Below are 25308 nucleotides of genomic sequence, written 5' to 3'. Positions count from 1 at the left end.
TTTATTCTCTCCCTTTTTTAAATACTGAAGTGAACGTCCTAGCAATTTGCAGAGGTCTAGTAATAGCACCACCAACTACAATTCCAAGCGGATTAAGGTCTATTACCTTTTTTAATTCAGCTGGAGTATGAATTTTACCCTCCGCAATTAGTGGCAGGTCAGCATCCACAATTCTTTTAATTAATTGAAAATCTGGTCCAGACTTGTTTTCACTTTCAGCAGTATAACCAGCCAAGGTAGTACCAACAAAATCTACACCACATTCATAAGCATTCTGTGCTTCTTCAAAGTTTGATATATCAGCCATCATTAACTGATGCGGATATTTCAATTTAACTTCTTTGATAAATTGATTAATGGTTTGTCCATCATGCCGAGGACGTAAAGTGCAGTCAAAAGCTATAACGTCAACCTTGGTTTCAACTAATTCATCTACTTCTTTCATCGTTGGTGTAATGTACGGCTCTTCAGGGGGATAGTCCTTTTTAATGATTCCGATTATAGGTAAACTAACCGTAGCTTGAATTTCTTTAATATCACGTACTGAATTTGCACGTATACCTACCGCACCCGCTTCTTCAGCAGCCTTCGCCATAAGAGGCATTATCCCTCCTTTTTCAGTATACAAAGGTTCTCCGGGTAAAGCCTGGCAAGAAACAATCAATCCCTTATGGATCTTATTGATGAACTTTTCTTTTTCCATATGTATTTTTACTCCATTAATATTATTTTTTGAAGTTTTACTTCCTAAAGTATGATATTATTTTTTGGCGGGAAATGCAATCGTTTTCTTGAAAAAGGATGATATAATTTACTCATTAGCGAAAGAGGCTTTTTAAGAAATGAATTTTATTCAATTATTTAATGAGAACAAAAAAGAGTTGACCAAATCTGAAGTAAAATTAGCTAATTACATTGCTAGTCACGCAGAACAAGTAATTTACGATACGATAAAATCATTGGCTATAGCTTCAGGTACCAGCGATGCTACCATTATTCGCCTTTGCAAGAAACTTGGCTTTTCAGGCTTTTCTAAACTAAAAATTTATTTAGCACAAGAATCAATTTCGCAGAATAAATTGGCTACCACTAGTGGGGATAGCAACTTTTATATTGAAAGTGCAAACTTATTAATCGATTCAATCAACAAAACTAAAAGTTTATTATTTCCCCAAAATTTACTTAAAGCGGTTAAGATACTGGCTAAAGCCAAGCGGGTCTATTTATTTGGCCTAGGGCACTCTGGAGAGTCAGCAAAAGATTTTGCTAAAACATGGTTAAGGATAGGTCTAATAGCACATGCCGAAGTTGATCCACACATTCAAGTACAAATTAGTTCATTACTAACAAAAAAAGATGTTGTTATTGGCCTATCTCTTTCGGGTCATACCAAAGATACATATGACTCTTTAAAACTAGCTAAAAAGAACGGGGCAAAAATCATTACTATTTCTAATGAATTGAGTTCGCCCATAGCAAATTTAGGCGACGTTCAATTACAAACAGCAGTGGGAGAATTTATAAATATTGGTTCTGTAGCCGGACAAGTTTCTCAACTTTATCTGTGCGATGTGTTAGCACGCGGGTACGAAATTTATACTAAAATTGATAGCAATTCCATCAAGGAAAAAGTCCTACCTGAAATATTAAAAAAAGAAATTTAAAAGTTGCTATAAAAAAAGATGGTAAATCTATTTTTAGATTTACCATCTTTTATAATACTCAGAATAAAAATTACATCTTTACTACCCTAACAGGATTTCCCAAACTTTTTATGATTTTAAGCAAGTCTTGCGGATCTAGCCAAATAGTAGCTGTATTATCGTTGGGATGAATAGCGATTCTAGGCTGGTCACTAAAATATGAATCTAAGTAAAAGGGGATTTCGTGGTGAGAGTCATTTAACAACCCCAAAGGTGTGACGGAACCTGGTTCTAATCCTAATTTTTCTTTTAGGTCTTGCGGTGAGGCAAAACTAAGCCTGCGAGTGTCATTTTCCTCATGAAATTGCTGTAAGTTGACTCTTTTATCGCCCTTAATCGTCAAAAGGTAGTAGTCACGTTTCTTGTCATCCCTCACAAACAGATTTTTAGCATCTGCTTAAGGGTGTGGCAGTTTAATCTGCTCCATTTCTGCCATATTGTAGACAGCTTGGTGCTCCACTATCTCATATTTAATTCCGTGTTGATCTAAGTAATGTAATGTCTCGCTTTTGTTCATTTGGTGTTATTTTCTTAAAAGACGCTATTTTTAATCTTACTTCATAACTTACCAGTAGAAAGTTCCTTATGATTGGTGATAGTTACCATCCTTAAACGCTTTTTGGCATCCACCTGATAATAAATTACTAGTAAATCATTAATAACATGAAATTCGTGGTATTCACTCCAGAGTTTTTTCAAAACTTTATGAACAGTATATTTTTTAAATAGCTAGGATTTCAAAAGCATACCTAGTTATCATCCTTGCATCTATTGTATCAACAGAAGAAAGATTAAACATACTTTGTAAATTATCCATCCTTTTTACAAAAGATTTTTCAAAACGAACTTCATATTTTAATTTTCTGTCCACCGCTTTTTCCAATCATCTAGATTATCTACTTTTAGATTATCTACTTTAAATACTACTATCCTTAATCAATCCTAACTCTTCAGCTTTAGCTATTACCATAGCCTTTTCAACTTCGGAAGGTAAATTTGTATCTGATGTATTATCCTCTTTACGATTTACAGGATAACTAAATCCTTTATCATGGTTAAACTGAGAGATAAGCATTTTAACTGCCGTAGCAGCCGTCAAGCCGATTTGCTTGGCATTATCATCTAATTCTTGCTTTTCTTTCTTATCTAATCTAATTCCAAATTGTATAGTCGACATAGTATCACCTTATCTGTAAAGCAATAACGATAAATCAGTTAACATAAAGGTTGTTTAATCTTTATCAGTATAAAATGATTTCAACCGATACGTAGTTACAGGCTCCACGTAATAATTATACTTTGCCACTAGGTCACAGATTTCCTCACCATCAATCAAAGTGATAATTCTGGTGCCCTGACGTGCTGTCTTAATTGCTCCGCGAGTAAAATCAGAATTCGTAATAAAAATGCCAAATTCAGCGTTGTATTTATCCATTGCTCCGCGAAACTTATCTATTTCAGGAGCGGGCACATTGGATTGCCAGCGTTTTGCTTGTAGAGCTACTCTGGTAGTCCGATAATCATTTGAACGAACATAGCCAAAACCATCAAGACCACCGTCAGCAACGTAGTTAACGCCAATCGTCTTATCAACGTCGATCCCCATTTTGGTTAATAAACCGCGACAAAAAAGTTCAAACTTTTTCGGACTCATTTTCATCAGGGCATCTAGCAAATCTTGTCTCCACTGATCTTCTTCTGTGACTTCATCCGTTGAATCCTTAGCAGAATCAATTTCAGACAAGCTTTTTTTCTTTAATTCCTGAGAATTATTATCTTCTAAAAAGGGACGAACATCCTTTTCAGGATTAAAAATATCGAGATTAACTTTACGACCTTTTTCAGATAATTCTACTTGATGATCATCTTCAGTTAAAAAACCAGTTCTTACTAAATACATAACTGCATAATTAAATGTATAGTCAAATGGTTTATACTTATTACCAGTTTTCTTAGATACCTTAACTTCATTCACTTCTTGTTCAGAAATTGCGGTGGAATTGTCACGAATATCTGAACAAATTTCACGCCTTGTTACCTGACCACCAAGACGACGCATTGAAATCAGAATTTCTTTCATAGTTACATTTTCTATATTAATTTGTCGATTAGCCATTCACTTTATTCTCCTAGTTAGATGCTTACTCTTATTATAATTTGAAGCTCATATATACTCAAACAGACTATGTAAGAAAAATTATACTAATTAAAGTTTTTTCAAAATTCGAATTAGCAAAAAAGTATTGGATAAATGATAATCCAATACTCAAATATAGGCTTTTAACTATTTTTAAGTCAAAGTTTTTTTAAAAAACTGGTACTAGGTTATTTGTTACTCTTCAGATTCTAAAGGTTTAATCTTTGTATTGTAGACTACCTTAACCTTTTCGCGTACCTCAGTCTTCCAGCTAAGCCAATTCTTTAATTTACTATCAGGATGAGTCTCTTTGAACCTATCAAAATATCTTTTACTTACCAAATCTCCCATACCTTTATGATTGATTTCATCAGGCTTATAATTGTTAACAACATAGTTCAAATTGCCATAATCAAGACCGAAATCATCTGCCAGTTGACTTAAAATTTTTTTATTTTCCTGCTTGATAGAGTTTTCTAATACATCTTCAACTTTTTGATCAGAATATTTTTGTGGATTAAGTTGAACATCTTGCCAAATCGAACGAATATGGTTCGCACGTGGCTCATTAGTTTTAGCATATTGATCAATGTAATCACCAACTTGTGAGGTTTCACTTTGATCTTCAGATTTTTGTGATGCACTTACCCGCTGGTTAGCAGTTGAAATATAATCTTGAATGAGTGACATAATATAACGTTCATCCACTTCTTTAATATGAATTGATTCAAGCTCGTAATCTTCGTCAAGATCAACGTCTACTGGATCATCATCATTTTTATTTTCTGCTTTTAAATTATCGATAATATTTTGATATGTGCCTTCTAAAGCATTTTCTATTTCAGGTGGGATATCAGCAACATTAACTTGTGCAGAAGCAGGCAGTTTATCCTGCTTATCTAACTCATCATATGTTTTAATAGCAGCAAGTGCCTGATCATATTTTTGAAAAGCTTCAGCAAACTGTTTCTGTTCTTTTTTGGGGGCATCAATGAGCGTAGCCAATATCTGTGGATTATCGACATATTTGTCTAGTTTCTTACGTGCTTGTACATAACGCTTACGTGACGTATTCCAATCTGGGGCAAGAACGCCATTAGTGCCACCATTCGCATAAAGCGTCAACGCTTTATCTATTTCATCACTATACTGATTAGGATATTGGAAAGTTACTATTTGACCCCATTTTTTGCCATCATCATAAATACGGTTTGTTCTTGAAAAAGCTTGTATGAGATTTTGGGAATTCATTGGTGGTCGGTCAAGATATAGTGTGGATAATCTTGGTGCATCAAATCCAGTCAATAACCGATCAACTACGATCACTATGTCTAGTTGTTGGTCTCGCGTTTGATATGTTTTATTTTTGCATGCTAAACGATCATTGACATTGCGATTATAACTGCCAAGCTCTGCCATAGAAAACTGCGTGTTAAACATTTTGTTGTAGTCATCCAAAGCTTGCTTCATTTCTGCCTGATTAGCCATTGATTCATCTTCATTTTGGGAGATTGAGTAGGTAATAGCTATGCGGGGAAAATCTGGCACCACTTTTTGAATACGATTAGGAACTTCACCACTAGCAATTGCTTCCTGAAAAAGGTGATAATATTTTTGTGCCTGCTTAATAGAGGATGTTGAAAACAGTGCGGAATATCTGTTGCCATTGCTAAGACCTTGTTTACGATAAGCTAAATCTAAAATTTGCTTGACAACTGCCTTCATGTGAGCATCTGTGAGATAAATATCATCGTTATCCGTTTGATTTGAATTTCCTTCATTATCAATTTTAAAGCCTAGTACTTTTTTATCATGAATTGCGTCTTCAATCGTATATTTGTGTAAAATTGGACCATAAAGTTGCTCAGTGGTACGAGCATCTTGTCCATTCTCAGCCCGCGCATTTTCCGCAAAAATTGGGGTACCGGTAAAGCCATACCATAATGGTTGACGATTAAAGAATCTATCTAGTTCTCTTTTTTGGGTTGGCGTAACGGCTCTATGACATTCATCAACAATAAAAGCTAATCTTAAGTCTTTCAACTTTTCATATTTTTTAGCAAGTTCAGGTGAATTTTCCATTCGTTTAAAAATTGTTTGCAGTTTCTGTCTGGTAGTTACAATCACATTGCGGTTGCCATCACCCAGTTGTTTAACCAATTCAAAACTATTCGAAGTTTCATCCACATCAATCGTGTCATTATTTGCATAAGTCTGAAATGCAGTAACAGTTTGCATATCAAGGTCCTTGCGGTCAATTAGAAAAATCGTCTTATCAATAGCTGGTATTTGTAATAAGTTGCGGGCGACTTTATACGAAGTTAAAGTTTTACCTGAACCCGTAGCATGCCAAATAAAGCCAGACTTTCCTTTACGTGATGCTTTGAAAATTGCTTGTATCGCTTGAATTTGGTAGGGACGCAGCAGAATGATTCTCTGAGCATTGTCATCTAAAACTGTATAGTCAGCAATCATGTGATGTGCCATCGGAATGGATAATACCTCACGTGCAAAATCTAAGTAGTCACTAACTTGTTGCTTGTCTTGATCAATCCACGAAATTAAAAAATTAGCACGCAGAGTTTGTCCAGCAGGAATATATTGGGTATTGGTACCATTGGTAACAACAAACATTTCCACAAAATTATAGATATCACTAAATTTTTCTTCGTCTATATACTTTTGTATTTGGCGAAACGCATCCATAAAAGGAAAGTTTGGTGTTTTCAATTCAATATGAATTAAGGGTAAGCCGTTAATCAAGAGAGTAACATCAAAGCGCCTATCTTGATCAAGCGGTGACAAGCTCGACTTATTAACTTCTACTTGATGTACCACTTCATAAACGGAAGTTCCACCGGCAATATTGGTGTTATCTAAAATCAATAAATCGGCATCTGGTAAAGAAGAATCATCACGCTTTAAGTGATGCCTAACCTGTCTGTTAGCACCAGCCAAGAATTTAGCAGCTTGGTAAAAATTAGGCTGAGTTATTTGCGTACGAATGGTTTCCCTTTCATTTTGTGTTAGTGGAACATCATGAAGTTGATCGCGGTTGTTATCTTCAAGAATTTGGAAAAAGTTAGCCCATAATTGCGGAATTGTTTTTAAATCTTCACGTAAACGCCATTGATTTGCATCTTTAGTTAAATGATCAATTAAAGTTTTTTCCATTTGAGCTTCTTTAACTGCTGCCACTGACATATTTATCTCCTTTCCAAACTATTCAACAAACATATTTTGTAAAAGACACTTTTTAATTTGTTGAAAATTTTGCAATTTCTTATTTGCTAATTCGATTAATTGGTCAACTTTAGACAAGAGGTTGCCGATCTTTTGTTGTTCATCTATGGTTTCCGGTACTAATACTTGTATATTTAAAAAGTCTGATTCATGTATTTTCCATTGTCCATAAGTAACACCCTGTCTATACCTGATCATATTGAAAATAAACTCTTTTCTTTGGATAAGATATCCAAGAAAATCGTACGTTAAAGAATTGTTTACTTTAAAAATACTGTATACAGGTGAAATACACGCATTTCCATATCTGTTTATTCCAATAGATCCAACTTCGAGATTATTAGAACTATATATCAAGTCTCCATATTCAGTTTTTTTATACTTTTTCTGTCTACTCTTAACTAAAAAACTTCTATTATACTTCTCTCCCTTTTCAGAAATTCCTTTTTTGGCTATGAATGCCTTTAGTGGATAATCATCATTTGGAATTATTTTAGAATTTCTTTCCGAAACTAATTCTAATGTTTTCTTATCTCTCCAATCTTCTTTACAGCCTTTAAATCGCAATTCAGGTATTTTGGCATCATGCTTAGGAAAAAGTTTTTGCAACAAAGTCTTTTTTAGCAGCTCCAACTTGTCAATCTTTTGCTGCTGCAAATCAAGTAGCTTGTCTAATTTAGCAAAAAAGTTACCGATTTTTTGTTGCTCTTGTTTATCGGGTACATTAATTTTTTTATTCTGAACAATCGATATGTAATGTCTAGCATGACCCTCTTTAATAAAAGAAGTAGCTTTCAAAAGATAAAAATCAAACCAAATATCAGAAAAATTATTTGAACTAAGAATTTTAATAGCAGAAGATTTAATTTTAAATGGAAACTTAACTAATTTGCAATCAAGAGTAAAATCGTCAAAAATTATAATTGGTAGTGGTTTCTCATAAAAACTAGATTCTAGAGTATAACCTAAAATAAAGCTTTTATTTGCAGTCAGAACTGGAATTCCATTATTCGAATAATTATCTGATTTTACGATGTACTTATCAGGTCTTTCATAATTAAGAATATTTTTAAATTTCATACTTTTCCAAACATCCTCAAAACCATTAAATCTTATATTAGGTACAGCTTTATGTTCATTCATTTTTCATCAAACCTTACTAAAGAATATCCTTTAATTGATCTAACATTTTTTGAGCATCTGAATCAGTACCAACCAATTCATCCAAAGAATGCTTAATTTCAGCAGTTGTTTCTTTTTCTTCTTTTGTAATGCTGGCCATATCTGCAACTAGTTTTTGCACATCAACTGGTGGTTCTTCTTCAAAAGTATCAACGTAACGTGGAATATTTAGATTAAAATCATTTTCTTTAATCTCATCAAATTTTGCTAAATGAGCATATTTTTCAACATCTTGACGTGCAGAATAAGTAGTCAAAATCCGGTTTATATCTTCTTCACGCAATTTGTTTTGCGTTTTAACCTTTTCAAAACCTTTAGAAGCATCAACAAACATGACATCACGGTCTTGCTTATCTTTTTTAAGTACTAGAATCACTGTTGGAATGCCAGTACTATAAAACAGATTTGCTGGCAAACCAATAATTGCATCAATAGCACCATTTTCAAGCAGCTTTTGTCTGATCTTGCCCTCAGCAGCGCCACGGAAAAGAACGCCATGAGGCAAAACTATGGACATCACACCACTATGCTTTAAATGATAATAACCGTGAAGTAAAAAAGCATAATCTGCTTTCGATTTAGGAGGCAAAACCCCATAAGGAGAGAAACGAGGATCATCTAAAAAACCTTTGTTTGCTGACCATTTTAATGAATACGGTGGATTCATAACTACCGCGTCAAAGTTATTGGCTTCCTCTGCTGGCCAATCTTCGTCCAAGGTATCGCCATTACGCAAATGCCTGTTTGCTTGGTCAATGTTGTGCAAGATTAAATTCATTTTGGCCAGGTTATAAGTGGAGGTATTAATTTCTTGCCCATAGTAAGTAACTCGATCATGAGCTGAACCATATTTTTTAAAGTTTAAGAGCAAAGACCCAGACCCCATAGCAGGATCATAAACCGTCATTCCTGCTGAATAATCTTTGCCTACCAAAGTTAAACGGGTTAACAGCTCAGAAACTTGTTGAGGTGTATAAAACTCACCCGCTTTTTTGCCAGATTCTGAAGCAAACTGACTAATTAAATATTCGTAAGCATCGCCCAGACTATCACCGGGAGTTTTAACCAATTCTATTTTGCCAATTGCTTGAATAACTCCAGCTATAGTATCTGTTCTTTTTTGCGCTGTGCTTCCTAAACTTTTAGAATACAAATCATAATCATCAAATAGCCCTTCAAAGTCTTGATCCGAGCTTTCTAGTTTATTAAAAGCATCACCTAATTGCTTGACCTGAAAAGTATGATTGTTGACCGCTTTTAAAATACTATTATATGTGTATTCAGGTTCAATTACATAACCTAATGATACCCGCAACTCATTAACTAATTCTGTATCCTCAGCATTATCTTCATAAATTTTTTGGGCTTCATCCAGCGTTCCATCAGGTTCATCAGATAATAATTCCAAAACGTTGTAAAGCATATGATCAGATAAATATTTATAAAAGACAGTGCCTAATAAATAATTTTTATATTGACTTGCATCCATCTTCGATCGTAATGAATCTGCCGCACTGAACAGCCCTTGCTGTAAACTTGTAGTCGTATTTGACAATGTTATCTCCTTTAATTTTAAAATTTATATTCAAAGTTATTTCCTAATTTAATTAGTTGATTGGAATTAGCTCAATCAACGTCTATTTAATTGTACCATTATATATTTATCAATCAGATAAATTTTAATATGCTTATTTCTTAGTGGGTTTGGTATCTTTATCTTCATAATTAGAAAAATTGGAAACTAAACTCAAAACCTCGCTAATGTGTTTTTTATAACCATTATCTTCGACAAATATACTTTCATAAAATTTTTGGGCTTTATTTTTCAACTCAATAATATCTTTTGTTCTTTTTATATTTGAATATGTCCTATTTGCAGATAAAAAATCTATAAAATCTGTGCCATCTTCATTAGAAATAAAGTCTTCATATTTATGGCCGTCAATCATTTTCAGAGCAATTAAATATGGAATCACAAATAAATCTACCATTTCAAAACTATCATTAAATGGGAAAAAGCTACTGTCCCGTTTAGAGCGAGTTTTATAAATAGCAGTATTGACACGATTTTCAAAATGGCTGCGTTCCCTTGCACTAAAGTCAAATTTTGTTTCTAGTTCTTTATAATACACTGGAAAGTTAGTATTAATATTCATTGAATCATCCATGTTTTGATAATATAACTCAAGATCCGGCTCTGGGATTGACATAACAAAATCAAAAAATCTGTCCAAATAGCGATCACCGTTGAAATTTGAGCCATAAAGTTTTTGTATCGTGTTTTTCAATTCGTAAAGATTCACAGCAAACACAAAAGTTATTTTTTCATTATCAAAAAAATGTTGTACTCTTTCTAACAGCTTAACAGCATATACTGGGCGACATCTATCCAATTCATCAATAAAAATAACAAGACGACCATCTTTAGGTATTAAAGAAGCCAATTCTTTCTTAAATTCAGCTTCAGTATTTTCTTCTGTTTGAAATATATCTAAAAGACTGCCAATATCAATTTTAGCAATTTTTTCAACCGCTATTTTAACAAGTTGCTCTCCTGCTTTAAAAGCTATGCTCTTAGCTTTTGTTTTAATGTTAAAAGTCGTTGTAGCTATGCTTTTAGACAAAGAAACAATTGGATCAATATCACTATCATTCTTCCAAGCATCAAAATATACTGATTTATAACTAATTTTGGAAAGTTTTTCCGTCTTTCCTTGTGTAACTACTTCTAAGATTTTTCTTTTTTCACTGCTATCATTTTCATCATTTAAGCAATCTAAAACCAGTTTACATTGCTTAATAAAGAAGGTTTTTCCAGATCCCCATTTGCCATCAACAGCAATCGAAATAGATCCATATTGTGAATTAAGCATTTTCACAAAATTATAAACACCATCATTTCTGCCCATACTATTAGTAAGAACGGTATTAATTATATTTTCGTCAGTTGGTTTTAAATCTATACTTCTCAAACTTTTTTCCTTTCTAAAAACTTAAAACTCCAATTTTCTAATTTCCCATACTAAAGCCAAAGAAAAGATAATTTCAATTCCCTTCACTGTCAAGGCCAAAATTGCTGGCTCAAAGTTTAATCCGACGATTAAAGCTAAAAATAGTATTAAAATCGCCAAGGTAAAATAAACCCGAGACCTATAAAGACAGTAGTATGGTAGTAAATGAGCGCCAAAAATAATTGCTAATATCATAAGTATTTTTTTCTGGTATAGTTGGATAAATCCACATCGCAATTAGCAATTACAGTACTTGGTTAACAGAAAATAGTATTCCTAACTCTGTTAGTGAATTACTTTTGTTTTGAAAATCAACATTAATCAGCCTAGAAACAAAGTAAGATAACGGCAGTATAATTGCAGCACAAACAAAAGTAACGAGGTTTTTCGTTAATATTGTAATAGACGAAAATTAAACGATTGCAATGGCTAGCCAAATAATAATTGAAGCCAGTATTATATGCAGTCCTCTTTTTTGCTTAAGCGCACAATTTAATCTTAGTTCATTAATTGCTTTCATCATCTGCATCCTTTGTTGCGTAATATAAGTAAAACAACTTTACTTTAAATTATACTTTAGTATATTCATGCACTAAAACCCTCTTTTTTTTATAAATGATAAACTTGAACCAAAAACACAAATTTAATAACCATTGATGACATTTATTCACTTGAGGTTGCTAACTGGACGTAATGTTTTTATAGAAAAGCAGCAACACATATAATGATCGTTTATCAAATTTGCAAGCAGATCTACCAAACCTTTTTATTGAAGATTCACGCAACGCTATATTTAATTATCAACATAATGAATATCTCGAACTACTGGGCAATTCACCAATTGATGTTTTTATGACCAGCAACTATAACGTGGAAATTTCTCGTTGAAATACTAAAAACTTTAAAGAGAAGTTAAACTTATGATAAAAGCCAAATTATTTATATACTTTTGATTTTATATGAAAGATTATTTTTAAAATATACACATTAAATAGACTATGGTGCATGATATTTTTGAATTAATTTTCCTTTATTTTAAATTTTATCTCAAGAATATCTTTTTCTAAAGAATTGAAATGTACCAAATTACCTTTTCCAATATCTTTTTTAACAAATCGATATTCATGTTGATATTTATACTTATTAGTTTTGTAAAACATAAGGTGATTCGTTGAAACTTTATTTATTTCATAATATTTAGGATCATAATAAATGACTGGTCCATGTTCTAATTTGTATTCGTTACTCTCTCTAATTAAACCTTTTACATTTTTAACGACAAATAGTTTCCTATCACCATCTTTTAACTTTTGAATATCTTCTATAACCTCAGGTTTAATTCGATACACATTCTCATTATCTTTGTCTTTTTCTAAATCTCTAAAATAAACTGCAAAGAAACTACAAATTCCACAGTTATCCTTATCAATGGAATTCATTTCAAGATCCAAAGAAATTTTAGTAATGTCTTCTGGGTTTATCTTGTGACCAGCTATAGTTAGAGACTTTAAATCATTAATCTCCCAATGAAATTTACTTTCATTTTTATCGCCCGTCTTATCATTATTTTCCTTATTCTCTAAATCATTAAAATACTGTAATTTTGTAAAATATAAATTGCCGTTTTTAAAATCTTTGATATATTTCGGCCTGTTTTTAACGTATTTTAGAAGAAATACTATTGCATCCGCTATATTTTTGGTCATCTATTTTCCACCTTTTCTATTCTGAACTAAATTTATCTTTTTCTGTGATAATAATCTTCACTATAGTCTTTTTCTAAAGAACCTATGTCAAGATAATTTTGATCTAAAAGTTGTTTTAAAATTTCAGAGTCAATATCATATAAATCATAATTTGCTAACCCGTTAATATATTTTCAATATTACTTTTAAGCTAATTTAATTTATCTGCTCTGATAATTCTTACATCAACAAAAAAATCTGCTTTAAATGAAAGCTTATTTGTTGGAATTATCATAAAATTGACCTATTAAAACGGCTAGCCAAATAATAATTAAAGCCAGTATTATATGCAGCCTTCTTTTTTGTTTCAGCGCACAATCTAACCTTAAATCATTAATTTCTTGCATCATCTTCATCCTTTTAAGTAAAAAACTTTTTCTTTTAAATTATACTTTAGTATATTCATGCACTCAAACCCTCTTTTAATTATAAAAGCTAAATTTTAGCCAAAAACACAAATTTTGTAACCATTAATGACATTTATTCCACCATTTGCAGTTTCCACGTATAAAAGTGAAATTCATCTACTATACTTACTAACAGAAAGGAGCGCCAGGAATGAAAATTAATTGTCACATCGATCCTAATATTAGTGAAGAACACGGTGAATTATGGATCAAAAAAATGACACCAGCAATTAATGAACTTTTGCAAAAATTATCGCAGTCAGAAAATTCTTTATGGTGCCATTATCAATCTCAAATTTATCCGATTAATTTTGAAGATATTTATTCACTTGAGGTTGCTAATAGAGATATCAATGTTTATACAGAAAAGCAGCTACTTACATATAATGATCGTTTATCAAATTTGAAAGCAGATCTACCGAACTATTTTATTGAAGCTTCACGCAGCGCTATATTTAATTATCAACACATTGATCACCTTGAATTACTTAATAATGGGTTAATTGATGTAGTTTTGACTAATAATCATAGAGTGCAGATATCTAGAAGAAATATTAAGAACCTGAAAGAGAGGTTAGGAATATGAAAAACACCAAGAGATTTATCAATTATTTGTTTACTTTTGCTACTGAAGGCATCTTCATTGGTTTAATGATTTCTATCTTTTGCAGTTATGCATCACATAGCGCAGTTTATGTTCCATCCAGTCCATCTTTTACGACAAACTTTAGCAATTTGCTTAATGCTTTTACCGCTTCAATTATTCTTTGGGCGGTCACTGGAATATTTTTCGGTTTTGGCAGTTTTATCTTCACTATTAACCATTGGTCATTATTAAAGAAAACAGTTATAAATTTCTTCACCTACTATTTTGGGTTTGTTTTTTTGGCCCTTCTAGCTGGTTGGGTTTCGTTAGACTTGATTAACTTCACAAAATTTACTGTGATTTTTGTCATCATCTACTTAATTTGCTGGTATTATAATTACCATAAAATTGCAAAGGAAATTGCAAATATTAATCATAAAATCAAAAAAGAGTAATCTAATTACAATGTCAAAAAAGTTGAGCATTCATATCAAAGTGCTCAACTTTTTTTCTTACGTTTCTTAAAAAGAAATTTAGAAAAATGTCATCATCCAGTGTCAATCTTGCAATTTTTAGCAAACTAAATTTATTACAAATCTATTCCTTTTTGGTGCAAATTATCCAAACAACTTTGTAAATATGCATCGTCGTGCTCTGGGTAAATTGGATCAGTCCACGGAATAGCTGGTAAACTTTCGTACTTAGGACAATACTGTCCTCTATAATATGGATCAAACCATTTAAGATCTGGATGATAATGACGACGTTGCATTTCAGCTAATACTAACAAATGAAATTGATACAATTTGTAAGGTGAATGTTGAAAAACATAGTTAACAGTAGCATGGGGCTTGCCCCAGCCACGTCCGCGCAAAGCCGCAATTTCTCGATGTTGCCCTAATAACTGTTGCCTAGGCAATCGCCAAATTAAGTCTTGATGCCACAATCTCATAATTTTGCTTCATTCTCCTGAATTAAACGTGAATTTAATAAATAAGAAACTTGATACTTTTCAGCTAAACGACTTAAAAATGGACCCAATTCATCTTCTGTTGGTGATAATTCTTGCAATAAATGTAAGTAAGTTTGCTTTTCCTCTGGCGTACAAATTTTCTTAAAATAGCCCCAGACATGTTGATAGGCGTTGGTTAAGGTTTTAACTGTTGGAATTTGACTGGCTGCTTTTTCTAATAAGTCCTTAAATTCAACATTTTCTTGTTCTGACCATTCGTTGTCCTTAGCCAGCAGCCTAATCTGCTCATAGCACTGTTGCGAATGAGCCATCACCCAATATTTATTATAAGCCCACTCTTGTTGCCATTTATCCATTTTCATTTGTCCTATTTTTTATGCATTTACATGCGTGGCTTTATTAATAATAAATTCTACCTAACTAAATTTTATTACTAAATACTATTTCACAACAAACGATTCAAACTAAATTTATTAAAACAACTTGTCCAAAGTTAACAGCTGTTCCATGTATCGTTTTTGGACAATTTTATTCTTAGCTTTACTCTTAAGTTGCTGTAAATCACCAGTAACAGTTTTTCTTCGTCCAAATTCAATATCTAAAACTTCAAAATTTTCATTAACAAAGTTTTCGAAATGCATTGCCTGAACGAATTTTGGAAAATCATTGTTAAAAGCATCAAGCCAAATCTTAGTATTATTATTTTGATAGGCTTTTTGCATCGGTGTTTCTTTACCCATAAAGTAATGTTTCAAATCATATAACAAGTAATCAATGCGATCGTGATAAATTTGATAGCGATAAGTATTTATTGTCGGAACTTTATGCTGGGGCCATATGAAATGTAACTTTATACTTGATCTAATTTTGGCATAGTTTGATAAAAATTCTGGCATAGTTGACCCAAAATCTTTTAAACTTTTAACACCACAAACAATATTTGCTGACATTTTTATTTTTTGATTATTGACGTCTACAAATAAATTACATTTCTTGCACTCTAAATCATACTTAAGAGATAGATCTTTGTATAATTCAACATCACACTCATCTGGATCTTCATATAGAGTATCTTCAACATTTTTGACCATTTTAGGATCATTAGTTTCCAACCAACTGTAATAATCACTTTGATAGAAATTTTTCAAACCTAAAGCTTTTCTGATTTGTATTGGAATAACTACTTGTCCTTTTTGTGAAACTTTACCAATCAAAACGCGGTTCATAACTATGCCTCCTTTTTAGTTTACTTCTATTAATTGTTTTACCAAAAAATACCTGTTAATCCCCAAAATTATATCAATTAATTTTGTTATCAAAGTATTTGACATCAATAAAGCATCGCTTAAGAATAAATTATTTAGAACAAAATTCTCTTGTTTGTTAAACAATTGAAAAAACAAGTGAAAACTTTTTAGCTAAAAGTCTTCTTAGTTAATTGGTCTAAGTATTTCCTCCTTCGTTCAAGAGAAGAATTAGTAATACCACCAAAATTTTGCCAATAACAATGCCGAAACCCTAATTGGCGCAAAGTTTTGTTAATGAGAATTTTTTTAATAGCATTACCTAAAAAGAAACGGATATACCATGTTGGTGAAGTTGAAGTGGTTAGCACATAGCAATGTTTAACATTAGTCAACTCACCTTTCACTCCTATTTTAGTAACAGTGTGTGATAAACCTTCTCCTTCTTTCATCACCTTGTCAACAAAGCCTTTTAACATCCCTGGAATATCATTCCACCAAAAAGGAGTAATAAAAATCACAGTATTCGCTTGTTGACATAGTTTTAGGTATTTACTAACTAAAGGGTCGGTAGTTTGACCCTGATGATAGAGTCTCAATTCTTCCTTTGAATATACTGGATTAAAATGATCCGCATATAAATCTATTATTTCGTATTTCTGATGAGCAGCACTTAGATTTTCTTTAATTATTTCTAGTTCCGCATGATTAAAGCTCCGATCATAGGGATGACAATAGATTATCAAAATCATTTTTTACTACCTCCAATCATTTCATTGAGAGTTTTTTCAACTAAAATAGGTTCATATTCAGCAACCCCGTTTATGATTAACAACGAATATCCTTGAATAAAAGCCCAAATCTGAGTAAAGAATTGTTGATCAGTAACTCTTCCACTATTTATCTGATGAACTAACCTCATTACCTGATCGTAAAATTGAAAATCATGATTAGCATGTTGGTAAAAATTCTGCAAACTCGAATTAAAAAATAGGAAGTTGATCAGCTTCGCCTGTTCTTGGCTCAACTTACAGAATTTATTAGCTAATGAAAGTAGTTCATCTTTTGGGGAACTCTCAGAAGTAGTAATCAGTTGTTCAGCAAATTGCTGTGATAATTTAATCGACACTTGGTAAAACAACTCATCCTTGTTTTGAAAGTATTTATAAATGGCGCCAGTAGTCATTCCTATTTTTGCTGCTAATTTTCGCATCGATAAGTTCTTATAATCATCTGTTTTAATCCATTCTACCGTTGCTTGAATGATTTTATCTTGTGTGTTGTCCAATTTACATACCTCCTTGAATAACATCGTTATCTGCAATTTGCAATATAACACTGTTATCTCAAAACGTCAAGAAGTCCAAAAAATTAAGATATTACCAAGTAGAAAACAAAAAGTGTACTAATTCAAATCATTAAAAATGAATTAGTACGCTTTTATTCTATTAAAATGCCCACTATACAAGCTTTTAGTACTTATTTCCTAGTCCGTTCCAGTACCGTCACCGCCTCAACATGTGGCGTTTGTGGAAACATATCAACAGGATCGATTTGATTAAAGGTGTAGCCTTCATTTATAAATTCCTGCAGGTCACGAATCATGGTTGCAGGATTGCATGAGATATAAACAATCTTCTTCGGACTTGTTTTTACTGCTGCTTCAATAAATTCTGATGTTAATCCTTTTCTTGGTGGGTCGACAAAGATAACATCGGCTTTCATCCCCTTAGCAGCCCATCTTGGCATCACTTCTTCAGCTTTACCAGTCACATATTTGGCATTATTGATACCATTCAACTTAGCATTATTATTGGCATCTTTCACCGCGTCAGACACACTTTCAATTCCGCGAACAGATTTGACGTGTTTAGCAACGCTTAAACCAATAGTTCCAATACCAGAATAAGCATCAATCACGATATCGTCAGCCTTTAAATCAGCTTTTTTAATAGCTAAGTCATATAAGCGGGGAGTTTGCAGTGAATTAATTTGAAAGAAACTTTCAGGGGAAATCTTAAACTTAACATCACCTATTTTGTCCGTAATTTGTGGCTTACCAAAGATTAAGTAATCAACTTTACCTAAAATAACGTTGGTCTTCTTCGGGTTATAGTTCAAGACTAGGCTAGTTACACCTTCAATTTGTTTAATTGCCTCTGCTACTTTAGGTAGCTGCGGAAAATCCTTATGCAGGCAAACTAAGATGACCATAATTTCGCCAGTCGCTTTACTCCGGCGAACGTCCAAGTACCTGACTTCACCTTGATTATGAATTTCATCGTATGCTGGAACATGATATTGTCTTAAAATGTCACGCACAGCGACTAAAACGCGGTCAATTTCAGGATCAGTAGTAAAGAAATTGGTCAGAGGCACTAAATCGTGCGAATGCTTTCTGAAAAAGCCAATCTCAAGCTGACCCTTAACCTCACGCACTGGGACCTGTGCCTTGTTACGGTAGCCCGTTTCTTCAGGACTAGGCAAAGTCTCGCCTACTTTTACATCATCTAAATGTGCTTTCTGCAGTAAATTTACTACTTGATTACGTTTAAACTCCAGCTGCTTATCGTATTTGATATGTGCTAAAGAAGCTAAGCCTGTTTGAACCCACTGGTTAAGTTTAATGTTAACACGGTCAGGGCTTTCCTTAATGATTTGCTCGATTTTAGCAAAAGCAAAGTGTTTCTTTACTTTTAAAATCTTGGCTTCCACCGTTTCTCCCGGTAAAGCATTGTTGACAAACACTGTCATCCCTTCATAATGAGCCACACCCATTGCTTCATAAGATAAATCGGTAATTTCTAACTTAATAATTTTATTTTTTTCCATACCTTGTCCTTTTTTACAAACACTAATTAATATCTTTATTTTACTAAAAATCCTAGCAAAAGTAATGCACAAGTCGGTTTCTTAATATTGGATTAATTTCAACTTTATCCCTTCACACTTATTGTTGTCTGTGTTACTTTTAATACTAATAACTTAAAGAAAGGACGTTTTTCATGAATAATTATGATACCAATTCAGATAGGCGCCAAATCCACACCATTTCCGAAACTAATACTTTTTTAACTAAAATGTATGCTCTCATGGGTGGTGCCGTGCTGATTTCTGCATTAGCAGCTTACTTAACAATGACCGTATTCAGAAGCGCTGTGATGAACATGCCAGTGGCTATGATGTGGCTCATCTTATTTGTACCTTTTGGCTTATCAATGGGTATTAGTTTTAAAGCTGATCGCAATCCAGTTGCCAGTTTAGTGATGTTAACGATATTATCAGCAATTTACGGCTTTGAGTTTGCCTTAATTGCAGGCTTTTATACCGGTACGCAAATCACTTCTGCTTTCGTTTCAGCAGCAGCGGTGTTCATTGCCATGGCTTTGTTTGGCACTTTTACTAAAAGAGATCTTAGCAACTGGAATTCATACTTGAGTGCCGCTTTACTTGGTTTCGTTGTTGCTTGGGTGGTTAATATGTTTTTACGTAGCCCTGCCGTTACCTATGTCTTCTCATTTATCGGTGTCATTCTTTTCACCGGCTTAGTTGCTAGTGATGCTAACAGAATGAAAGCAATTTACAGCAATTACGGCGATCAAGTTTCAACCAATGGCTTAGCAGTGCTTGGCGCATTACAACTTTACCTTGATTTCATTAACATTTTTATGTTCTTGCTAGAAATCTTTGGTGGCAGTGGCAATAGCCGCAACTAATAGATTTTATTAACAAGCAAAAAGAGCAGCTGCTAGTAACAGTAGTTGCTCTTTCTTTGTGTTTTAATTATTCACCAACAAAAAATTCAATTCGTTGTTGTAAATTTTTAAAGGTAACGGGACAATAGTCACCAATTTCACCATCAAGGTTAACTGGCAACTTCTCTCCCTTGCTTTTACCCATTAATTCAATCTTTAAGCTACGTGTCTTGGTGTAAATAATGTCTGGGTCATCAACATGCTTGCCGTTTAATGCCAAAGCCATCAATTTCAGTAATTTTACTGGATCAGACGGCTTAACAATTATTAGTTGGAATAAACCATCACTTAGTTCAGCATCAGGCATTATTTGTTCAAAACCACCAATAGAATTAGTCATTCCGAGCAATAACATTGAAAGCTTGCCCTCATACACGCCCTCATCATATGTCAGACGCAATTCATTTTCAGTTAAATGAGGCAACATTTCAGCACCTTTAATTAAATAGGCGGTATAACCCAGAGCAGACTTTACTTCTGAAGGAACTCCATAAGTTAATTCGGTTAGTGAGCCACAAGCTGCAATATTGACGAAATACTGAATATCTTTGGCAAAAGTCGCTTGACCAATGTCCATTTTACGAGTTTTATTTTTGAGAATAACTTTTGTCGCTTCGGCAATATCATTTCGGGGAATATGTAGAGCACGAGCATAATCATTAGTTGTACCGGCAGGAATAATTGCCATCTTAGGTCTTTTCTCTAAATAAGCAATGCCGTTTACTACTTCATTGATAGTGCCATCACCACCAGCGGCAACAATCAATTCAAAACCTTCATTAGCTACACGAGTTGCTTCTTTTTGCGCACTCTGCTTTTCTGGTGTAGTTCTGAAGGCACTTGCCTCATATCCAGCTTGTTCCAAAACGTCCAATATATCCGCGACATTTTTAGGCATCTGTTCGTGACCAGATACAGGATTATAGATCAATCTTGCTTTTTCAGTCATAATTTCTACCCTTATTATTTCAAAACTTACTTAACGCTTCTGCAATTCTTCATTCAGTAACTTATTAATTACCTTTGGATTTGCCTTGCCCCTGGTCTGTTTCATCAACTGGCCGACAAGATAGCCAATTGCACGGTCTTTACCGTTCTTAAAGTCTTCTACTGATTGTGGGTTGTTATCAACAACTTCTTTCACCATAGGTGCCAAGACGCTGGTATCAGATAACTGCACCATACCCTTGTCTTCAACATATTTCTTAGGATCGGTACCATTAGCAATTGTCTCTGCAAAAACCTTTTTAGCAATCTTGGAAGAAATCGTGCCATCTTTAATCAACTTAATCATGGCAGCCAAATGCTCTGGTGTCAACTTAATATCAGCAAGTTCAACGCGATTATCATTCAAATAACCATTAACTTGGGTATTCATCCAATTGGCAGCAAGCTGAGGATCAGCTCCAGCAGCAACAGTTTGATCAAAGAAGTCTGAACTTTCTTTAGTTTGCAAAAGAACATTAGCATCGTATTTTTTCAGACCAAATTCATTCACGTATTGGTTGTATCGTTCTTCAGCTGAGCGTGGCAAAGTTGATTTGATTTCATCAATCCACTCTTGGCTGATATGATCAGGAGCAATATCAGGTTCAGGGAAGTAACGGTAATCTGCATCTCCTTCTTTGACACGTTCCAAAACAGTTTTACCAGTTGCTTCATCAAAACGGCGAGTTGAAAGTTGCACGCGGCTGCCAGAAAGGAGAACTTGAGCTTGACGCTTTTCTTCATATGCCAAAGACTTACGCACATGCTCAAATGAGTTCAAGTTCTTCATTTCAACTTTAGTGCCCAGTTCTTTTTGACCAGCGGGTCTAATGGAAATATTGGTATCAACACGCATTGATCCCTCTTCCATCTTAACATCAGAAGCTCCTGTAAACTGAACAATTTTACGTAATTTTTCAAGGTAGGCGTATCCTTCATCAGGATCAGCAATTTCTGGCTCAGAAACAACTTCAAGTAAAGGAACACCTTGACGGTTTAAGTCAACGTAAGAATAACCGTTTGTACCGTGAGTATTCTTGCCGGCATCTTCTTCAATATGCATTTCATGAATTCCAATGCGCTTTTTCTTACCATGAGATTCAATTTCAACATAACCATCACGAGCTAGTGGTTGGAAAAATTGGGTGATTTGGTAAGCCTTAGGGCTATCTGGGTAGTAGTAATTTTTCCGGTCAAAATGAGTTGTTGGCAAAATATGAGCGTGCGTTGCCAATGCAACCATAATTCCTAAGCGATAAACGTCTTTGTTAACGTAAGGTAAAACACCCGGCATTGCCCAATCAATTACATTTGTTTCCGTGTTGGGCTTTGCACCATAACTTACTGGTGAAGGTGAAAAAATCTTACTTTTAGTTTTTAATTCAAAGTGAACTTCGAACCCAATCGTTGATTTAAAATTCATCAGTTAATCCTCCATTCCAGTTGGTGTTTTTTCATAAAACTTATTAGTTCTTTCAATAAAGTCAGCTACTTGGAAAATACTGCCTTCATCGAATCTTTTGGCCATAATCTGCAGACCTACAGGCATTCCGTCAACTAAACCAGCTGGAACACTGGCAGCCGGTATTCCGGCTAAATTAGCTGAAATTGTCAAAATATCATTGTTGTACATTTTGATTGGATCGGAAATTTCACTACCGATGCCAAAAGCAGGAGTTGTCGTTGTTGGTCCCACAATAACATCATTTTCAGCAAAAATCTTATCGAATTCATCACAAATTAAAGTTCTCACTTTAGATGCTTGTCTAAAGAAACGATCATAAGAACCAGCTGAAAGTGCAAAGGATCCCAGCATAATCCGCCGTTTAACTTCTTCACCAAAACCCTCTGAACGAGATTTAACGTAAACATCTAGTAAGTTCTTAGTATTTTGAGCACGGTAGCCGTAACGAATCCCATCAAATCTTTGTAAGTTTGATGAAGCTTCACTTGAGGCAATGATATAGTAGTCGGGAACTGCATATTTTGTTAAAGGTAAGGATACTTCAGTGATAATAGCACCTGCTTTTTCCAGAGCATCAATTTGTTCTTGCAGAACAGCACGCATATCGCCATCAACTGCAGCCATATATTCTTTAACAACTGCTACATGCATCCCTTTAACATCTTGACCAATATACTTGGTAAAATCGGGAACTGCCCTAGTTGAAAGAGTAGAGTCGTGATCGTCACTACCTGCAATAACATTTAAAACTTGAGCCGAGGTTTTTGCTCGCTTACTCATCACACCGATTTCATCTAATGAAGAAGCAAATGCAATTAAACCCCAACGTGAAACTCGACCATATGTCGGCTTAATACCAAAAATACCGTTAAATGCAGAAGGCTGTCTGATTGAACCACCAGTGTCTGAACCTAAAGCAGCTACAACTTGTCCAGAAGCAACAGCAACAGCTGAACCGCCCGATGAACCACCCGGTACCTTATCCAGATTCCACGGATTATGAGTAATGCCAAAGTATGAATGTTCAGTAGAAGAACCCATCGCAAATTCATCCATATTGGTTTTGCCCACGAAAGTCACTTGTGCTTTTTTCAGCCTTTCAATAACCGTTGCATCATATACCGGAATATAATTATCCAAAATATGACTGGCAGCTGTGGTCTTAACACCATCAGTTATAATGTTATCTTTAATAGCAATTGGAATACCAGCAAGTTTATTTTGATCAAAATCAAGATTACTTGCAGGTTTGGCATCTTCTTGAACAGTAATCCAGGCATTCAACTTGTCATCTGTTTTTTTAATATTATCGATTGTATCTTGCGCTAATTTGTCTGCAGACAAAGTTCCTTGGGCAAGCTTTTCATTTAAAGAGTCAATATCTTCATTTAAATAATTCATTACTCGTCCTCATCCTTGTTAATAATTACTGGAACCTTAATGAAGCCATTGGCTTGATCAGGAACATTTTTCATTAATTCATCTCTGTCTTGCCAGTGTTCAGGCTTATCTTCTCTAAAAACAGTATCACGATCAACAACCTGAACTGTCTCCTTAACGCCATCGGTATTAACTTCTGACAATTGATCTGCCATATTAATAATTGAACTCATTTGTTCAGTTACTTTGCCGATATCTTTTTCATCAATTTCAAGTCGCGACAAAGTCGCAACGTGTTTAATTGTATCTTCTGTAATTTCCACGCAAATATACCTCCTTATTCGCCACCATAAATATGGACTTGATAACTACTATCCCCTGTTTCCTTGGCAACTAAAGCCTGGATGTCATTAACAGAGCCAATTTTAATTTCAATTGGCACGTTATTAGCTAAATACTTCTTTGCAGTTGATAAAACAAGTCTCGTGAAACTTTGTATTTGCTCATACCCATAAAACTGGGTAGTAATTGAAATATTTTCCTGAGCTAATTTACCATTTTCATATCGTAAAGTTGCCGTTACACCACTGATATTAGGGAAATAATTTTGAATAGATTCTTTAAAACTATTGAAATTGGAAGCATCACTGCTGTTGATTGCTTTTTTACCACCAACAGTAGGCAAAACTTCAGATTGAGTATTAATAGTTTTCCATTTAGTTATTTTACTACTATTAGCAGCCGCTGTCCCACTCAAAAAGTAAGTTCCAGCAACTAACGAATCCTTGCTTTCTTTAGCAAAGAGACCAACAGTGATTGGAATTTTCTTTAACGATTTTTTCTTCCGCAAGCGAGCTACGACTTGTTCAGCTGCTGCTTGGCCATATTGCTTTTGCTTTGCACGCGATATTTGGGCTTGATATTCAGGACCATCTTTTTTCTTTTGATAGTAATCAATAGAATTAAGAGCAAGACCAACGCTAATACCGCCAATATGATAATTCGAACCGGATCCTGTCAAAAAATCTTGTTCAAGTATTTCTTCTATGTAATACGGCTGATAATTTTTCTTAGTTCCAGCCTCAGGATTCAGACCATTGGGATTTGACTTTGACTTGCGCCCTAACCATTCATTAGCCATGTTGGCAGAAATATACTGACCTTCTTGAAAAACATAAGAATTGGTTGAATAAACACCCTTAGAAATCTGAACCAAACCTCGTTCTAATTCTCTGGTATCCACCGAATTATCATTATTAGTTGCTGTTAAACCAGATATTGGGCTAGTTACATAGTGTCCGTTTTTAAGCAAAACAGTATATCCATTGTTACCAGTATCAGTAGTCTGATAAGTTTTAGAATTGGAATTAGAAGATGTTTTGGCATTATTCGCCAAGTCAGAATTTTTCAAGTTTCCACAAGCCGTCAAACATAATGATATTCCTAAAAGCGCTAATATATGCAAGTATTTTTTCACTTTAAATGGTCCT

The 25308-nt window shown here is 33.9% G+C and carries 26 protein-coding genes and 1 pseudogene; 4 read left to right on the top strand and 23 right to left on the bottom strand.

What is annotated here, in order from left to right; translation table 11 throughout:
- Position 1: 1 nt before the first annotated feature.
- Positions 2-703, bottom strand: coding sequence for an N-acetylmannosamine-6-phosphate 2-epimerase (locus JF76_RS02970; protein ID WP_045927740.1), 702 nt, complete (start codon positions 701-703; stop codon positions 2-4).
- 139 nt (positions 704-842) lie between these two features.
- Between JF76_RS02970 and JF76_RS02965 the strand changes: the two genes are divergently transcribed.
- Positions 843-1664 carry a MurR/RpiR family transcriptional regulator gene (locus JF76_RS02965; protein WP_045927739.1) on the top strand — a complete coding sequence of 274 codons (822 nt, stop codon included), beginning with the start codon at positions 843-845 and terminating at the stop codon, positions 1662-1664.
- 70 nt (positions 1665-1734) lie between these two features.
- Here JF76_RS02965 and JF76_RS02960 read toward each other — a convergent pair whose 3' ends face one another.
- From JF76_RS02960 to JF76_RS02920, 11 genes and pseudogenes are all read right to left on the bottom strand, one after another.
- Positions 1735-2085: a YbaK/EbsC family protein gene (locus JF76_RS02960; protein WP_279625416.1), complete on the bottom strand. Its 351-nt coding sequence runs from the start codon at positions 2083-2085 to the stop codon at positions 1735-1737.
- Positions 2086-2261: 176 nt separating this feature from the next.
- Entirely contained in the window at positions 2262-2402 is a 141-nt protein-coding gene (locus JF76_RS10550; protein ID WP_084600323.1) for a type II toxin-antitoxin system YafQ family toxin, read from the bottom strand.
- A gap of 217 nt (positions 2403-2619) precedes the next feature.
- Positions 2620-2880 (bottom strand): hypothetical protein, encoded by a 261-nt coding sequence (locus JF76_RS02955; RefSeq protein WP_045927738.1) that lies wholly within the window; start codon positions 2878-2880, stop codon positions 2620-2622.
- 54 nt (positions 2881-2934) lie between these two features.
- Entirely contained in the window at positions 2935-3819 is an 885-nt protein-coding gene (locus JF76_RS02950) for a restriction endonuclease (RefSeq protein ID WP_045927737.1), read from the bottom strand.
- Positions 3820-4035: 216 nt separating this feature from the next.
- Positions 4036-7044 (bottom strand): type I restriction endonuclease subunit R, EcoR124 family, encoded by a 3009-nt coding sequence (locus JF76_RS02945; protein WP_045927736.1) that lies wholly within the window; start codon positions 7042-7044, stop codon positions 4036-4038.
- Positions 7045-7062: 18 nt separating this feature from the next.
- Positions 7063-8226: a restriction endonuclease subunit S gene (locus JF76_RS02940; RefSeq protein WP_052697055.1), complete on the bottom strand. Its 1164-nt coding sequence runs from the start codon at positions 8224-8226 to the stop codon at positions 7063-7065.
- 16 nt (positions 8227-8242) lie between these two features.
- On the bottom strand, positions 8243-9820 hold the full coding sequence (locus JF76_RS02935) for a type I restriction-modification system subunit M (protein ID WP_045927735.1): 1578 nt from the start codon (positions 9818-9820) through the stop codon (positions 8243-8245).
- A 133-nt stretch (positions 9821-9953) separates the two neighbouring features.
- Complete coding sequence (locus JF76_RS02930; RefSeq protein ID WP_045927734.1) at positions 9954-11237, bottom strand: KAP family P-loop NTPase fold protein; 1284 nt, start codon at positions 11235-11237, stop codon at positions 9954-9956.
- Positions 11238-11258: 21 nt separating this feature from the next.
- Entirely contained in the window at positions 11259-11471 is a 213-nt protein-coding gene (locus JF76_RS10545) for a DUF7010 family protein (RefSeq protein WP_379854151.1), read from the bottom strand.
- Between the two features lie 49 nt (positions 11472-11520).
- Positions 11521-11796: pseudogene (locus tag JF76_RS10540) on the bottom strand (DUF7010 family protein).
- 499 nt (positions 11797-12295) lie between these two features.
- On the bottom strand, positions 12296-12982 hold the full coding sequence (locus JF76_RS02920; RefSeq protein ID WP_045927733.1) for a hypothetical protein: 687 nt from the start codon (positions 12980-12982) through the stop codon (positions 12296-12298).
- A gap of 597 nt (positions 12983-13579) precedes the next feature.
- Between JF76_RS02920 and JF76_RS02915 the strand changes: the two genes are divergently transcribed.
- Positions 13580-14014: a LytTR family DNA-binding domain-containing protein gene (locus tag JF76_RS02915; RefSeq protein ID WP_045927732.1), complete on the top strand. Its 435-nt coding sequence runs from the start codon at positions 13580-13582 to the stop codon at positions 14012-14014.
- Positions 14011-14469, top strand: a complete 459-nt coding sequence (locus JF76_RS02910; protein WP_045927731.1) for a DUF3021 domain-containing protein — start codon at positions 14011-14013, stop codon at positions 14467-14469. Before JF76_RS02915 ends, JF76_RS02910 begins: the two co-directional genes overlap by 4 nt.
- Positions 14470-14603: 134 nt before the next feature.
- On the opposite strand, the gene JF76_RS02905 is transcribed toward JF76_RS02910, so the two are convergent.
- The 6 genes from JF76_RS02905 to rlmD form a co-directional block, all read right to left on the bottom strand.
- On the bottom strand, positions 14604-14966 hold the full coding sequence (locus JF76_RS02905) for a TIGR02328 family protein (protein ID WP_045927730.1): 363 nt from the start codon (positions 14964-14966) through the stop codon (positions 14604-14606).
- Positions 14963-15343 carry a YbgA family protein gene (locus tag JF76_RS02900; RefSeq protein WP_045927729.1) on the bottom strand — a complete coding sequence of 127 codons (381 nt, stop codon included), beginning with the start codon at positions 15341-15343 and terminating at the stop codon, positions 14963-14965. Before JF76_RS02900 ends, JF76_RS02905 begins: the two co-directional genes overlap by 4 nt.
- A 117-nt stretch (positions 15344-15460) precedes the next feature.
- Entirely contained in the window at positions 15461-16213 is a 753-nt protein-coding gene (locus JF76_RS02895; RefSeq protein ID WP_052697054.1) for an AbrB/MazE/SpoVT family DNA-binding domain-containing protein, read from the bottom strand.
- A 188-nt stretch (positions 16214-16401) separates the two neighbouring features.
- Complete coding sequence (locus tag JF76_RS02890; protein ID WP_045927728.1) at positions 16402-16983, bottom strand: NAD(P)H-dependent oxidoreductase; 582 nt, start codon at positions 16981-16983, stop codon at positions 16402-16404.
- Positions 16980-17519, bottom strand: a complete 540-nt coding sequence (locus JF76_RS02885) for a TetR/AcrR family transcriptional regulator (protein ID WP_052697053.1) — start codon at positions 17517-17519, stop codon at positions 16980-16982. Before JF76_RS02885 ends, JF76_RS02890 begins: the two co-directional genes overlap by 4 nt.
- A 191-nt stretch (positions 17520-17710) precedes the next feature.
- Positions 17711-19063 carry a 23S rRNA (uracil(1939)-C(5))-methyltransferase RlmD gene (gene rlmD, locus JF76_RS02880; protein WP_045927726.1) on the bottom strand — a complete coding sequence of 451 codons (1353 nt, stop codon included), beginning with the start codon at positions 19061-19063 and terminating at the stop codon, positions 17711-17713.
- Positions 19064-19236: 173 nt separating this feature from the next.
- Between rlmD and JF76_RS02875 the strand changes: the two genes are divergently transcribed.
- A complete protein-coding gene (locus tag JF76_RS02875) occupies positions 19237-19947 on the top strand; it encodes a Bax inhibitor-1/YccA family protein (protein WP_045927725.1) in 711 nt (236 codons plus the stop codon).
- A 67-nt stretch (positions 19948-20014) separates the two neighbouring features.
- On the opposite strand, the gene JF76_RS02870 is transcribed toward JF76_RS02875, so the two are convergent.
- The 5 genes from JF76_RS02870 to JF76_RS02850 are packed head-to-tail and all read right to left on the bottom strand — an operon-like array spanning position 20015 to position 25295.
- A complete protein-coding gene (locus JF76_RS02870; protein WP_045927724.1) occupies positions 20015-20935 on the bottom strand; it encodes a diacylglycerol kinase family lipid kinase in 921 nt (306 codons plus the stop codon).
- A 30-nt stretch (positions 20936-20965) separates the two neighbouring features.
- Complete coding sequence (gene gatB / locus JF76_RS02865) at positions 20966-22396, bottom strand: Asp-tRNA(Asn)/Glu-tRNA(Gln) amidotransferase subunit GatB (RefSeq protein ID WP_045927723.1); 1431 nt, start codon at positions 22394-22396, stop codon at positions 20966-20968.
- A 3-nt stretch (positions 22397-22399) separates the two neighbouring features.
- Positions 22400-23839 (bottom strand): Asp-tRNA(Asn)/Glu-tRNA(Gln) amidotransferase subunit GatA, encoded by a 1440-nt coding sequence (gene gatA, locus JF76_RS02860; RefSeq protein ID WP_045927722.1) that lies wholly within the window; start codon positions 23837-23839, stop codon positions 22400-22402.
- Entirely contained in the window at positions 23839-24141 is a 303-nt protein-coding gene (gene gatC / locus JF76_RS02855) for an Asp-tRNA(Asn)/Glu-tRNA(Gln) amidotransferase subunit GatC (protein WP_045927721.1), read from the bottom strand. The genes gatA and gatC overlap by 1 nt, the downstream gene beginning before the upstream one ends.
- Positions 24142-24155: 14 nt before the next feature.
- Positions 24156-25295 carry a CamS family sex pheromone protein gene (locus tag JF76_RS02850; RefSeq protein WP_045928909.1) on the bottom strand — a complete coding sequence of 380 codons (1140 nt, stop codon included), beginning with the start codon at positions 25293-25295 and terminating at the stop codon, positions 24156-24158.
- Between the last annotated feature and the right edge of the window lie 13 nt (positions 25296-25308).

Origin of the sequence: Lactobacillus kullabergensis (genome assembly GCF_000967195.1) — a bacterium.
Lineage (GTDB): Bacteria > Bacillota > Bacilli > Lactobacillales > Lactobacillaceae > Lactobacillus > Lactobacillus kullabergensis.
The sequence above is the reverse complement of the archived record's forward strand: the minus strand, read 5'-3'. Positions and strand labels throughout refer to the sequence as shown.